This is a genomic window from Nocardia sp. NPDC058480, from assembly GCF_042720495.1.
GTDB lineage: Bacteria > Actinomycetota > Actinomycetes > Mycobacteriales > Mycobacteriaceae > Nocardia.
In genome coordinates this window covers 230156-244087 of record NZ_JBHXMN010000009.1, presented here as the reverse complement: position 1 = coordinate 244087, position 13932 = coordinate 230156, and the positions used below count along the sequence as shown (strand labels likewise).

Here is a 13932-nt window from a genome sequence, read left to right as displayed (position 1 = left end):
CTGGCCTGCAAGTTCGCGTGTGACGGCTAGAATCGAGGCATGACTGCAGCGCACGACTACGAAGACCTGCACGGGTTGGTAGATCGGCTCACGCCGAGCCAGGCTCGTGCGCTCCGCGCTGTCGCATTGCAGTTAGTGGTTGCAGACGGACCTCAACCGAATGCAGCCGCCGAGCCTGCTGGCGGTCGTCGACGCCGCCTGTCGTTCGCCGGTCTCATGCACGCCGAGCCCGATCTCGCTGAGAGGTCAGAGGACTACCTTCGGGAAGAGCGCGGCGAGCAGACAAAGTGATTGTCTGTGATACGGGCCCCCTGGTAGCGGTACTCAACGCCAACGACGCTGCGCACGACCGTTGTTTGGCGTTTCTCGAGCATCATCCCGGGCCTGTGCTCATCCCTGGGCCTGTGCTCGGCGAGGTCTGCTACTTCCTCGAGACACGAGTAGGCCCCAGCGCTGAGGCACGTTTCTTGGAGTCGGTCGCAGCCGGGGAAATTGAGCTGGTCGGCCTCACCGATGTAGACCTGGCTCGGATGGCAGAGCTCGTCCGGCAGTACGCGGACTTCCCTTTGGGCGCAGTTGACGCGTCGGTCATCGCAGTCGCTGAACGACTTGGGGTGACCGAGATTGCCACCCTGGACCGCAGACATTTTCATGCCGTACGCACTCGGCATCGTGATCCGGTGCGACTTCTACCAGACTGACGCTGGTCGCCAACCTTACGGCCCGACGTGGACCGCTCCGACTACCTGCTCGCAGGCGGACATCACACCATCCCAGCCGTTTTCGGCGTACTGACACCCGATGCTGACCTGGACTCCGCGTTCGACAAGCACCTGCCAGCGGACGGTGGATCCGTCGGCGGGGCGTTCTTCGTAGGAGAGGCCGGGGCGGCCGGCGAAGACTACGTCTTGGCGGACGGGGGTGACTGTGCCTGCGGGTTTCTTGGCGATCTGGGCGGTGAGGTCGGCGGCGACCTCGTCGTAGCCGGCACCGGGGGTGACCGGTTTCTGCGTGATGGTGATGCGGTGGCGGGCGGCGTTGTCGGGGACGAGGTCGGCGCGGGCATCGGTGGCGGTGGTGCGATGCCAGCCCACAGGGACTTCTACGACGACTCGGCCGACGGTTTCGGTGGAAGGTTTCGGCTTCGCCTTCGACGACGTGGGCAGTGGCGCGGAACTGATGTTCGTCGGCGTGGTGGTGGTAGGCACGACGGCGGCGGTCGCCTCCTGGTCACCGGAGCCGAACAGGAAGAAGCCGCCGATGGCGGCCGCGGCGACGACAGCGACCAAGGCCGCGGCGCCGAGGTAGAGGGGACGACGATCGACCGGGTTGGTGGCCGCGGCGCGCTCGCGCAGGGGTTGCATCCACTCGGCCGCGGGCGGGATGGTCGGCGTGTAGGCCGGGGTCTTCTGGGTGGGCCGGGCGAGGTCGGTGCCCGTCAGCGGGCTCACGGGTACCCCTGCGCCGCATACGCTTTCGATGGCAGCGGTCACCGAGGCCAGTACCGCGGGATCGGTGGTGCCGAACACCTGCACGACGTCGGCGGGGCGATCGGCGAGCAGGCGGCCGAGAAGTGCCGTGAGGTGGCCGAAGCCGTCCTCGTCGGCGAGTTCGGCGGCCGCGAGGTTGGGTTCGACCTCGACCGCCTCGACATGGGTGCCGTTCGTGTCGTAGATGACCGACGACGCCGAGGTCGACAGCATGCCGAACTCGATGATCGCGGTGCGGCGACTGCGGCTGGCGGTGACGTCGACCGCCGAAGCGCGCAGGGCGCAGGTCTCGAACACGACCTCGTGGGTGAATTGCCCTGCGGCAGTACCGAACAGGTCCAGCTCCGGCTGGCCCCACGAGGTGGGGTGCACGACGACTATCCGCTCACACAGCGGCGTCACCCGCAGGGTGTCCATGATCGCCCCGAGCACCGCGGTCAGCGCCTGGCCCACCGTCGGCATCCGAGGCGGCAACGCGATCACACCACCGGCCAGGTACTGCACCGCTGACACCGCCTGGGTGGGCGGGGTCAGCGGCTCACCGACGACGAGATCGGAACCGTTGCTGCCCAACACAACCGACGGCGCGACATCCCAGTGGGTGGTGGCGCCACGCGCCCACACTTTGGCTTCGCTGACAACGAGCTCGACGACGGTCATTCCGGTTGCGGCATCCAGGCGGTCTGGACCAGGCCTTCGGTATTACGCGTGACGAACGTGCCACGACCGGCAGGCTTGGGGCCGGGGCGCGTGGTGCCGACCATGACGCCTTCGTCCTTGTTGCAGCTCATCACCAGTGCGGCCGAACCGAGGTCCTTCATCCGCGCCAGTGTCGCCTCGTACATGGCGCGGCTGGCGCCACCGGAGCGGCGGGCGATGATCAGGTGGAAGCCGAGATCGCGGGCATGCGGCAGGTGCTCGACGAGCGCGGCGACCGGGTTGCCCGACGAGGTGGCGACCAGGTCGTAGTCGTCGACGAGCACATACAGCTCGGGGCCGGTCCACCACGAACGCTCACGCAGCTGCTGTGGCGTCACCTCGGGACCGGGGGTCCGCTTGGCCACATATGCCGCGAGATCGGCCATGTTCTGCGTGAATTGTGGTGCGGTGGAACCGTATCCGGCCTGGTAGCCCTCGGGGATGATGCCCAGCATCGAGCGGCGGTAGTCACCGACGATGAAGCGCGCCTCGTTCGGGGTGTTCGACGCCGCGATGCCCTCGATGATCGAGCGCAGCAGCGTGGTCTTACCGGACTCGGAGTCACCGATGATGATGAAGTGCGGGCTCTCCGCGAAATCGATGTAGACCGGGGCGAGCTCGGCCTCGTTGATACCGATCGGGATGCGCATGCACTTGGTCGAAGGATCGACGCGTGATGGCCAGTTCCCGGCCAGGTACAGCAGCTGTTCGCGGGGCAGGTTGTCGGGCAGCATGCGGACCTGCGGTGCGGGACGTCCCGGTGTCATCCGGGCGATCGTCTCCACGGCGCTCGCCACCGCCTGACCGAGGTTCGACGGATCGGCGGAACCGTCGATCCGCGGCAACGCGGTGAGCATGTGCAGGCACTCGGCGGTCATACCGCGACCCGGCCGACCCTGCGGAACCAGCGACGCGAACTTACGGCCGAGGTCGGAATCCATCGGGTCACCGAGGCGGAGCTCGATGCGGGTGCCGATCTGGTCCTTGAGCGCGGGGCGGGCTTCCGCCCAGCGCGCGAGCGCGATCACCACGTGCACGCCATACGAAAGACCCTGCACCGCAAGGTTCATGATGACCTGCTCGAGCGCGTCGAAGTCCTGGCGGATCGAGCCGTAGCCGTCGATCACCAGGAACACATCGCCGAACGGATCCTCGTGCGCGCCGGCCGCGGCCGGGCTGGAGGCCGGGTCCATCGAACGCAGCCGACGGAACTCGACCATCGACTCGATGCCGAGCTGACGGAACTTCGCCTCACGAGTACGGACGATCGTGGTCATCTCGGCGACGGTGCGCCGGACCTGATCCTCGTCGAGGCGGCTGGCCACCGAACCGACATGCGGCAGGCCGAGCAGGCTGGCCATCGTGCCACCACCGAAGTCGAGGCAGTAGAACTGCACCTGCTCAGCGGTGTGGGTGAGCGCCATCGCCATGATCATCGAACGCAGAGCGGTCGACTTGCCCGACTGCGGACCACCGACGATCGCGACGTTGCCTCGCGAACCCGACAGGTCGACGACGAACGGGTCGCGACGCTGGTCGTAGGGGCGGTCGACGATGCCCATCGGGGCGCGCAGGGTCGCGATCGCGGAGAACTCGCCGGTGAGGATCGAGCGCGGCACGAGCTGATCCATGGTCGGCGCCTCCTCGAGCGGCGGCAGCCAGATCTCGTGGGCGGGACGGCCGTGGCCCGCGATGCGCGAGACCAGCATGTTCAGGTTCGACATCTGTTCGTTCTCATCGCCGACCGGCTCCGGCACGAACTCGGCTTCCACCGGCACCGGAACCCGGTCGGCCGCACGGAATCCGACGTGGGTCGCGTTGAACGGGCGGGCGTTGATATCGATCTCGCCGCCGACGATGCCGGCACTGGTGACCTCGCGGGCCGAACCACCACCGACATACGTACCCGACACATACGAGGCCTGGAAGCGCTGGATCTCGCCCGAGTCGGACTTCAGGTAACCGCCACCGGGGGTGCTCGGCAGGTTGTAGGCGTCGGGGACACCGAGGACCTGACGGGACTCGTTGGCGGAGAAGGTCTTCAGGCCGATCCGGTAGGACAGGTGCGACTCCAGGCCCTTGAGCTTGCCTTCCTCCAGACGCTGCGAAGCGAGCAGGAGGTGGACCTGCAGCGAGCGGCCGAGGCGGCCGATCATCACGAACAGTTCCGCGAAGTCGGGGTGCTGGGTGAGCAGTTCGGAGAACTCGTCGAGCACGACGAACAGCGCGGGCAGCGGGTCCAGGTCGGCACCTGCCGCACGGGCCTTCTCGTATTCGGAGACGTTGGCGAAGTTGCCCGCCTGCCGCAGGACTTCCTGGCGGCGGTTCATCTCGCCCGCCAGTGCGTCCTTCATGCGGTCGACGAGGTCGGCTTCGTCCTCGAGGTTGGTGATGACCGCGGCGACGTGGGGGACGCCGTCGAGGCCGAGGAACGTCGCGCCACCCTTGAAGTCGACCAGGACCAGGTTGAGCTGGTCGGGCGAGTGGGTGGCGAGCAGGCTGAGCACCAGGGTGCGCAGGAATTCCGACTTACCCGAACCGGTCGCGCCGATGCACAGGCCGTGCGGGCCCATGCCGTTCTCGGCGGCTTCCTTGATGTCGAGTTCCACCGGGGCACCGTCGGCGCCGATGCCGAACGGCACGCGCAGACGCTCGCGGCCGTAGCGGGGACGCCAGGCGCTGGCCGGGTTGAAGTTACCGATATCACCCAGGCTCATCAGCTGCGACCAGGTGGAGATCGTCTCGGTCTCGTCGGTCTCGACGTCGCTGCTGCGCTGGGTGGCCGCGCGGTAGGGCGCGAGCCTGCGGGCGAGCTGCTGGGCCTGCTCGGCGCTGACCCGGTCGATGGTGGCGAAGCGTTCCTGGTTGCCGGTGGCGCCGCGACCGAGGCACTCGCCGTCTTCGACGACCATCTTGATGCCGCGCGAAACAGCAAGGCGCGGTGCGTAATTGCACAGGTCGATGATGGTGACACCCTCGTACCCGGACTCGCGCAGCTGGTCGTCCTCGGCCTCGAGCAGACCGCCGTCGACGACGATCACCACGTGCACCATGTTCGGGTTGTTCGGCTGGTTACGCGAGTAACGCACCCGGTTGCCGAGCAGCGGATGCAGGCCGCTCATGGCCTCGCGGATGGAGCCGTAGAACATGCGCTGGGTGCCGATGCCGTCCTGCACCTCGGGGTGCTGGGTGTGGGGCAGCCACTTGGTCCACTCCCACTCGCGGGCGGTGTCCGGGCCACAGACCACCGCGACGAGCACCTGGTCGGGCGCCTGGAACATGCACAGCTGCAACAACATCGCGCGCGTCATGTCGCGCGCCTGGGCGCGGTCGCCGTCCAGGGCGACGGTGCCGAAGCCCTTCACCGCGATAGCGGTCGGCAGGTCGGGAACCGTGGAATGCGCGCGCACGAAACGGCGCAGCGACACCGCGGCGATGGGCTCGAGTTCTTCGACAGGGCCGGTTTCCGGAGCCACCAGCCTGGTCGCCAGACGCTGACCACCGAGGCCGATGCGCGCGTGGCAGAAGTCTTTGTCGCCGGAGCGGCGCTCCCACATCCGGCTGGTGCCGGCGAGCATCCAGATCAGGCCGGGCTCGGGGTGGCTCCACTCGACGGCGGCGCGCTGCTGCTTGGCGGTCTCGTCGACATCTTTACGGACCTGATCGAGGTAGCGCAGGTAGTCCTTGCGGTCCTCGTTGGCCTCGGCGGCCTTGGCGCCCTTGCCACCACCCTGTCCGAACATGGTGACCATCGACATGATCATCATCATCGGGAACATCATCGACATCGGGTTCGACATCATGTTCTTGCCGCCGGTGGTGAACATCAGCGCCATCATGCCGACCATGCCGACCACCATCACGACGGGCATCAGCTTCATCAAAAGGCTGCCCGGGGTGATCCGCGGGATCTCCGGCGGCGGCTGCAAGGTGACCTCGCCACCTGGGGTGCGCGGCATCTCGCGCCGGGCACGGCGCTGGAACCTGACGGTGCTCATGGTCGAAGACTCCCCCTGCTTGACTACTCGCTCATCTGTCGTCGCGACGGGCTCAGTGTAGAGGTCGCGGCTGACATGTCGTATGGTTCGTCAGGCATTCTGCTGTCCGAACGGTGGGTTCCGCAAACTGTCGACCGTTTGAGCGGTCGAGCGGAAACACGAGGTTAAGACGGAACTGGGGGAGTTTTGACGCACGCGCGACTCGATCATGTGGAAGAGGACTCCGCACGCGGCATCGTACGCGCGCCGGACCTTGCCCGAGTAACCATTCTGGCCAAGCACACGCAGGTAGACATGGCTATTCCGGTCGATGTACCGGTTGCCCTTGTCATTCCCAGCGTGGTCGACATGGTCGCGCAGCACAGCCGCTCGAATGAGTTCGACAACGACGGCGAACGCTACGAGCCGGCCGAATGGGTGCTCGCGCGCATCGGCCACCCCCCGTTCTCGAACTCGCTGAGCCTCGGCGAACAGGGTGTGCGCGACGGCGAGCTGCTCATGCTGGAGAGCGCCTCGCACGCGGCGCCGACGCCACTGTTCGACGACATCATGTACAACGTCGCGGTCGCCGACGCCGAGCACTACCGCAGCTGGACGCCGAAGACGGCCCGCATTACCGGTTCGGTGCTCGCCGCGCTCACCATGCTGGTCGGTTGCTTCGGACTGCTGGCCGCGCCGGATGCGTTGCCGTTCTGGGTTTCCGGGTCGCTGGCGTTGTTCGTCTCGATCCTCTGCGTGGTGGCTGGCACGGTGCTGAGCCGCATGTATCGCGACGCCTCGGCCGCGCTGGTGCTCGCGGGCTGTGCGCTGCCGACCGCGTTCACCGGCGGCATGCTGCTGGTCCCCGATCATTACGGCGCGGCGCATCTGCTGCTCGGATTCGCGCTGCTCGGCGCCATCGCGGTGCTCGCTTGGCGGGTCACCGGCATCGGCCTCGCGCTGTTCATCGGAGCGGCGACCGTCGCGGTGTTCGGCGTGCCCGCCGCGCTGGTGGGGCTGCTCACCGATCAGTCGGCCAAGGGGATCGGCGCGGTCGTCGCCGCGCTCGGTTTGGCCGCGCTGTCACTCTCGCCACGCGTTTCGATGCTGCTGGCCAAACTGCCGTTGCCGCCGGTCCCCTCCCCCGGCACCCCGATCGATCCGACCGAGGACGACCCCGACGACCACCGCGCCCTGCCGACCCTCGATGCACTGCGCGCGCGGTCGGAGCGGGCCCGCAACTACCTCGCCGGCCTGGTCAGCGCGACCACCCTGGTCACCGTCGCCGGCGCGCTGCTGTCGACCAACGCCGGTGCCGAGGATCCGTACTGGCCCGGTATCTCGCTGGCCCTGGTGTGCGCGGTGGTGCTGATGTTCCGCAGCCGCACCTACGCGGGCGCCGAGCAGGCCATTGTGCTGATCGCGGGTGGCTCGGCGATTGTGCTGATCATGCTGATCGGCGTCGCGCTCGAAATGCGCCAGCCCCTGGTCGTTTTCGGTGCCGCGCTGGTGATCCTGATCTCGGCGCTGGTGATGGGCCTGATCGTGCCGAACCAGTCCGCGACACCGCCGATGCGCCGGGCCGTCGAGCTGCTCGAGTACGCGTTCGTCGCCGCGGTGCTGCCGCTGGTGTTCTGGGTCGCCGATCTCTACTCGCTGGTTCGCGGGCTGTGAGGCTCGGCTTTCGACTGACGGCCGTTGCTCTTGTCGTCGGGCTTAACGCCGGATTCGGTGTGAGCGGAACGGCTTTCGCTGATCGGCCGCCCGCTATCGACCCCGGAATGTTGCCCGCGGGAGATCCCGCCGCGCCGCCGGACAAGACCGAGCGCGGCAGTGGTACCAACGGACTGTGCTTCCGAACCCAGGCGAGCACGGCGACGGCAGTGATCCCGCCCAGCCAACGTTCGCTCGACCTGGAACGGGCGTGGCAATTCTCCCGTGGCGCAGGGCAACTCGTCGCGGTGATCGACACCGGTGTGCAACCGCATCCCCGGCTGCCCGACCTGTGGGCAGGCGGCGACTACGTGGCCGCCGGTGGCGACGGCACCGAAGACTGTGATGTACACGGCACTGTTGTCGCCGGAATCATCGGCGCGACCAAGGTCGAAGGCCAGGGCTTCTCCGGTGTCGCGCCGGAGGCCCGCATCCTCAGCATTCGCCAGACCAGCTCGCTCTACCAGTCCGAGGGCGCCGGGCGGAACAAGGGACCCGACGACTTCCCCGAGGGCTACGGCAAGGTCTCCTCGCTCGCGAGCGCGATCAGGCGGGCCGCCGACTTCGGCGCTAGTGTGATCAATATCTCTCTCGTCGCCTGCAACAGCAGTTCCCCGGCCAACGAGACGGCGTTCGGCGCACTCGGTGCGGCTGTGCGATATGCGGCGCTGGAGAAGGACGTGGTGATCGTCAGCTCGGCGGGTAACTCCGACAATGCCTGCAAGTCAGGCAATCCCGGGCCCGACCCACTCAAGCCCGCACAGGATCTGTGGAGCACGATCCGCACCTACGTGAACCCAGCCTGGTACGACGAGTACGTGCTCTCGGTGGGCTCGATCGGCGCCAACGGCGCACCGTCATCGTTCACCGTGCCGGGTCCGTGGGTCGGCATCGCCGCACCGGGAGAAGGCATTACGTCCCTCGATGCCAGGACCACCGGCATCTCCGACGGCAAGTACGACAACCAGGGCAAGTACATGGCTTACAGCGGAACGAGTTTCGCTTCGCCGTATGTCGCCGGTGTCGCAGCGCTGGTGCGCGACAGGTTCCCGGATCTGACCGCGAAGCAGGTCATCGAGCGGCTGCAGGCCACTGCCCACGCACCGGCCGAGGGCTGGAATCCGTACATCGGTTACGGCGCCGTCGATCCCGTCGCCGCGCTGACGAATGAAGTGCCCAAAGAGCTTCCGCCGAAGCAGGCCAGCCCGGCCCGCAGCCAGCAGCTCGCGGTGCCCGCACCCGAGCCGCCCGCGGACAACACCGCGCGCAATGTGGCCCTGATCGGTTCCGGTGCCATCGGCCTCATCCTGGTACTCGGTGTGCTGGCGTCGTTCCCGATCCGGCGCAAGTTCGGGATGTCGGCCGACGATCTCTGACCTGCTCGACCACAGAGCAAGGTACGGTCGGCGGGCCCGACCCCGTCGATCCAGGTAGCCGCATGAATTCGTCAACGACCGAACGCCCACTCACGCGCCGACAGCGGTGGGAGCGCGCGACCAATCTGCCGTTGATGGTGCTCGCGGTGGTGTTCGTCATCATGTACGCGTGGCGGGTGCTCGACACCGATGTGTCGCCCCGCCTCGACACCGGTCTTCTCCTGGCGGATATCGCGATCTGGGCGGTGTTCTTCGTCGATTTCGCGGTGAGGTTGTGGCTGTCGGGCGAGCGCCTGCGCTTCATCCGCAAGCACCCGCTCGACCTGCTGGTCGTGCTCGTGCCGCCGTTTCGGCCGCTGCGCCTGCTCCGGGCTTCCCTGCTGTTGCTCGATGCCCTCAACCGCGCGACGCACCCGCGCACCCGCCTGGTGACCTTCGTCGCCACCAGTTCCGTGCTGATCCTGCTGCTGTCGAGTCTGGCCTTCTTCGACGCCGAGTACGGCGCTCCCGACTCCAAGATCGAGACCTTCGGTGACGCACTGTGGTGGTCGGCGGTCTCGGTGACAACGGTGGGCTACGGCGACGTCTACCCGGTGACCACCGAGGGCCGCCTGGTCTCGCTGGTCCTGATGACCTTGGGCATCGGCCTGATCTCGTTCGCCATCGGCACCATGACCAGCTGGGTTGTCGAACAACTCAAGACCGTCGACGACGCCGCCGACCGCGCGGAGAGCATGCTCCGCGAACTGGTCGAGGAGGTCAAAGCCTTGCGGACCGAGGTCGCCGAGCTCCGTTCCGGCAGCACGACGACCCCGCCCGACTAATTCACCGCGGCGACAGGCTTCTTGGCGGGTGAGGGATCCGGTGCGACACCGTCGTGCGCGACCATCGCCTCTTCCCGGCCCATCGTCGGCCCACCCGCGAGCAGCCCGATGATCGGCCATGGCGCCGGTTCGGCGGTGACTTCCTCGAGGCCGAGCGCCTTGACCGCGTCGGCGTTCTTGATGCCGAAGCGGACGCCGGTGTCGGCGATGTAGAACAGGCTGTCCTTGCGGCGGCTGTTCGGTTCGATCCCGGTGGACTGCACGTAGGCGCCCGAAGCGGGCGGGATGAAGACCGTGTCCGCGTTGGGGCCCGCACCGTCGGCCTGCGCGAGATCGACCATCTTCGCGCTGTCCGGGATCGGCAGGTCGATACCGGTGAGCAAGGTCAGTTCGGCGCGAGCGGTGGCGTCGGCGTTGTCGGTGGCGCCCGCGATCGGCTTCCACGACATGCAGCTGACGGGCTGGTCCTTGGCGGTGATCAGCGTCGGCCGGTCACGCGGGTAGTCCTGCACCTTCAGCGGATGCTGCACCGTCGGCGCGAAGGTTCGGTCGGTGGACTGAATAGTGGTGCCCGCCATGACCGTTGGATAGAAATTGCGGATGATCTGGGCGGTCACTGCCGAAATCGGTTGCAGCCCGTCCTGGAGCACCACAAAGTTCTGGTTGGACTCGTTGAAGATCTGGACCACGTCACCGATCTTGTGGCCGCTCACGTTGTAAGACGGTGTGGCGCCGGGGTTGTCGATGACCGGCGTGATCAGCGGCAGCACTTCGGGAATCGCGTTGAGCAGACCCTCGCCGATCGGACGCGGAGTCAGGCCGGTGATGCCGAGGGCGTGCGTAACGGCCGGATCGTCCATCTTCACGCGGGCGCGCTTGCCGTCGTAGACCAGGTAGACCGAATCCTTGCCCTTCACGAGCAACGCCTTGCCTTCGTCCACCTTCGACGCCTTATCACCCAGACTCGGGTCACCGGCCAGCACCGACGTCGTCAGATCGGCGCTGCCGTCGGACTTGAGCCGATCGCACACCGTCCACGCCCGGCCCTTGCCATTTTTGTCGTAGAGGATCGACGACGGAGCGCCGGGAATGCCGATCAGCTGACCGCGCGGCTTCTTGCCGAGCTCGGATTCCTTGACGATCGACGCCTTGGACGCCTCACCGGCCGCCAACCGGGCCGAGGCCAGGTTCAGCGCGGGGTGCACGACATTGTCGACGACCACGTAGACGCCGCCGGATTCCTTGGCGATCAGGATCTTGCTGTCGCCGATCTTGTCCTGCGGCTTGATCAGCGCGAGTACGCCGCAACCGGCGAGGACCACGATGCCGAGCACCAGTCCGACCACGTAGGCACGGGTCTGCGCGCGCATCGGGTCGTGCAACATCCGCACATCCCGGCGCACCAGGGCGTGCTCCATTCGCCGCACCAGGAAGCGGTATCCGCTGACCTGCCAGCGCGTTGTGGGTTTTGAAGGCATTGGTTCCTCCCCCGAACAGTGCTCTCGTCCGGGCAACACAGTACAGTTCCCGGCAGCAGTTGTTCGCATTCGGCCATCGGTCGATCGACAATCGGGTACCTGGGGGAGGAACGAATGGCTGAGTTCACCGGGGCGGGACCGCGCCCGCTGTTCGGTCGGATTTCGCTGCCGCACCTACTCATTGCGCAGGTCCTCGGCCTGATCGCGGGGGTTGTTGCGCTGATCTGCGGGCTCGACCCACTGCCGGCGCTCGGCATCGCCATCGCGGTGGCAGCCGTGCCGCTGATCCCGTTCGGCAAGCGCACGATCCTCGACTGGATCTCGACCATGCGCCGCTATTCCGGCAAGCGCGAATACACGCTCGGCGACACCGTCGACTTCCGTGACACCGACGGCCGTTCGCTCGGTCTGTACTGGGACGGCAGTCGCGTGGTCACCGTCGTCGAGGTGCTGCCGCCGCGTGGCGGGCTGACCAGAATCGCCCGCACGGCCGTGCACGCCTCGCACCTGTTGCCGCTGCCCGAACTGGCCGCGTGCCTCAACCAGCACGACATCCTGCTCAGCGGGATCGACATCATCAGCCACGGTCACCGCAGCCGGTCCGGCACGCCCGCGGGCGCGATCTACGAATCGCTGCTGGGCCCGCTGCCCGCGACCGCGCACCGCACGGTGTGGCTCGCGATCAGTTTCGACGCGGTGAACTGCCCGGATGCGACGGCCCGTCGCGGTGGTGGCACCGACGGCGCGTCCCGCTCGGTGACCATCGCCACCCAGCGGATCATGCGCACGCTCGAAGACGCCGATTGCAACGCGCGCATCCTCACCGCGCCGGAGATCCGCAAGGCCGTACAGCAGATCACCGCAGGTCTCGATCCGCGCACGCTGAGTCAACGGTGGAAGTACGCCGAGATCGGCAACGCGGTGAATATCGGCAGTGCGGTGGATCCCAAGCAGTTGGGTTCGGATCTGCTCGCGCAGCTGTGGGTGGCGCCGTCCCGGGGTACCACGGTCGCCGTGCGGCTGCGTCCCGGTAGCGATGCCGAATCCGTCAGCGTCGGTGCCGCATGGCGACTGACCGCGCGCGAACTTCCCGAGAAGACCAAGGCCAAGGGCATGGTGTCGATGAGCGGTCGGCATCGCGACGCGCTGCTGGCGCACCTGCCGATCGCGGTTCCCGGTGTCGACGACACGATCCCGACCATCGAGTACCCGATCGATGTCATCGGCGCGCTGCATCTTCCGTCGTCGGGCTGCGGGCAGCTGCTCGGCTCCGATGACGAGGGCAACGGTGTGGCCACCAGGATCGTCGGTGTCGGTATCTCCACCGTGTATGTGGCCGGTGAGCTGTATCTGGCCCAGCAGTTGGTGTTCCGCGCGCTTGCCGTCGGCGAGCGGGTACTGGTGCGCACCGATCGGGCGCAGGCCTGGGAGCAGTTGGTGACCACCGTCGGCAATCCGGAGCGGCTCACCATCGCGGTCGAAACACACCAGTCCGACGCGGGTTTCACCGCGACGGTCGTCGACGGTGTGCTCGCACCTGCCCCGCACGCCGGTGTCACCACGATCTACCTCACCGGTGATCCGAACGGCTGGCCCGCTTCTCGCCCCGACCTGGAGATCTTCCAGCCGGGCGCGATCGGCAACCGCGTCGTTCTGCGCACGGGAACGACCAGGGTGAACCTCACGCTGGTGTCGATCCCCCGCGAGTCGACCTATATCGGCCAGCCGCGCGGTCAGCGCACGATGGCCTCGGCCTGATCAATCCACCCGGCGGAGATCCTGCTCAGCGGATCAGCCCGGATAGGGCTCCACGGTGCGGGCGGCGCGCAAAGTTGTACCCCACCAGGCCAATTGGTTCAGCATGCGGTCGCACGCGTCGATCGCGGCGTCGTCGGTGGTCATGCCGGTCTTGTCGAAGCGGCGTTTGGCCTGGGCGAAGCTCACCGATTCGCGCACCGACACCATGTGCAGTTCCGCGACCACCTGACGCAACTGCTCGACCGCGCGCAACCCACCCGACAGGCCGCCGTAGGACACGAACCCGATCGGCTTGGCCCGCCACTCGTGCTTGGCGCTGTCGAGCGCGGTCTTCAGCGAAGCCGGGTACCCGTGGTTGTACTCGGAGGTGACGGCGACGAACGCGTCCGCCACGGCCAACCTGGCCCGGAACGCCGCGACCTCCGGCGTCTCGGTGAGGTCGACGGGCAGCGCCAGATCGCGCAGATCGAGCACCCCCACCTCGAATTCCGGCCGCTCGCCCAGCGCGGTGACCAGCCAACCGGCCACCACGGGCGCGAATCGCTCGGGTCGGGTACTGGCGACGATGATCTCCAACCGCAGCGGTGCGTTCATGCCGCCGAGCTTATCGACACGCC

Annotated in this window: 10 protein-coding genes; 6 read left to right on the top strand and 4 right to left on the bottom strand. The window is 67.3% G+C overall.

Going from position 1 to position 13932, the window contains the following annotated elements:
- Positions 1-39: 39 nt before the first annotated feature.
- On the top strand, positions 40-291 hold the full coding sequence (locus ACFWO8_RS22090; RefSeq protein ID WP_378954118.1) for a hypothetical protein: 252 nt from the start codon (positions 40-42) through the stop codon (positions 289-291).
- On the top strand, positions 288-701 hold the full coding sequence (locus ACFWO8_RS22085) for a type II toxin-antitoxin system VapC family toxin (RefSeq protein ID WP_378919013.1): 414 nt from the start codon (positions 288-290) through the stop codon (positions 699-701). The genes ACFWO8_RS22090 and ACFWO8_RS22085 overlap by 4 nt, the downstream gene beginning before the upstream one ends.
- Positions 702-716: 15 nt before the next feature.
- Here ACFWO8_RS22085 and ACFWO8_RS22080 read toward each other — a convergent pair whose 3' ends face one another.
- Together ACFWO8_RS22080 and eccCa are read right to left on the bottom strand one after the other, a co-directional pair.
- Positions 717-2150 (bottom strand): type VII secretion-associated protein, encoded by a 1434-nt coding sequence (locus ACFWO8_RS22080; protein ID WP_378954115.1) that lies wholly within the window; start codon positions 2148-2150, stop codon positions 717-719.
- The gene (gene eccCa, locus ACFWO8_RS22075) at positions 2147-6187 is read right to left on the bottom strand and encodes a type VII secretion protein EccCa (protein WP_378954110.1); all 4041 of its coding nucleotides are present in this window, start codon (positions 6185-6187) and stop codon (positions 2147-2149) included. The genes ACFWO8_RS22080 and eccCa overlap by 4 nt, the downstream gene beginning before the upstream one ends.
- A gap of 210 nt (positions 6188-6397) precedes the next feature.
- Between eccCa and eccD the strand changes: the two genes are divergently transcribed.
- From eccD to ACFWO8_RS22060, 3 genes are all read left to right on the top strand, one after another.
- Complete coding sequence (gene eccD / locus ACFWO8_RS22070) at positions 6398-7840, top strand: type VII secretion integral membrane protein EccD (protein ID WP_378954281.1); 1443 nt, start codon at positions 6398-6400, stop codon at positions 7838-7840.
- A gap of 59 nt (positions 7841-7899) precedes the next feature.
- Entirely contained in the window at positions 7900-9255 is a 1356-nt protein-coding gene (gene mycP / locus ACFWO8_RS22065; RefSeq protein WP_378954103.1) for a type VII secretion-associated serine protease mycosin, read from the top strand.
- A 62-nt stretch (positions 9256-9317) separates the two neighbouring features.
- Complete coding sequence (locus tag ACFWO8_RS22060; RefSeq protein ID WP_378954100.1) at positions 9318-10079, top strand: potassium channel family protein; 762 nt, start codon at positions 9318-9320, stop codon at positions 10077-10079.
- On the opposite strand, the gene eccB is transcribed toward ACFWO8_RS22060, so the two are convergent.
- On the bottom strand, positions 10076-11557 hold the full coding sequence (gene eccB, locus ACFWO8_RS22055) for a type VII secretion protein EccB (RefSeq protein ID WP_378954094.1): 1482 nt from the start codon (positions 11555-11557) through the stop codon (positions 10076-10078). The two genes, ACFWO8_RS22060 and eccB, sit on opposite strands and share 4 nt — an antisense overlap.
- Positions 11558-11671: 114 nt before the next feature.
- Here eccB and eccE point away from each other — a divergent pair, with 114 nt between their 5' ends.
- A complete protein-coding gene (eccE, locus tag ACFWO8_RS22050) occupies positions 11672-13315 on the top strand; it encodes a type VII secretion protein EccE (protein ID WP_378954088.1) in 1644 nt (547 codons plus the stop codon).
- 33 nt (positions 13316-13348) lie between these two features.
- Here eccE and ACFWO8_RS22045 read toward each other — a convergent pair whose 3' ends face one another.
- Positions 13349-13909 (bottom strand): NADPH-dependent FMN reductase, encoded by a 561-nt coding sequence (locus tag ACFWO8_RS22045; RefSeq protein ID WP_378954085.1) that lies wholly within the window; start codon positions 13907-13909, stop codon positions 13349-13351.
- Positions 13910-13932 lie beyond the last annotated feature (23 nt).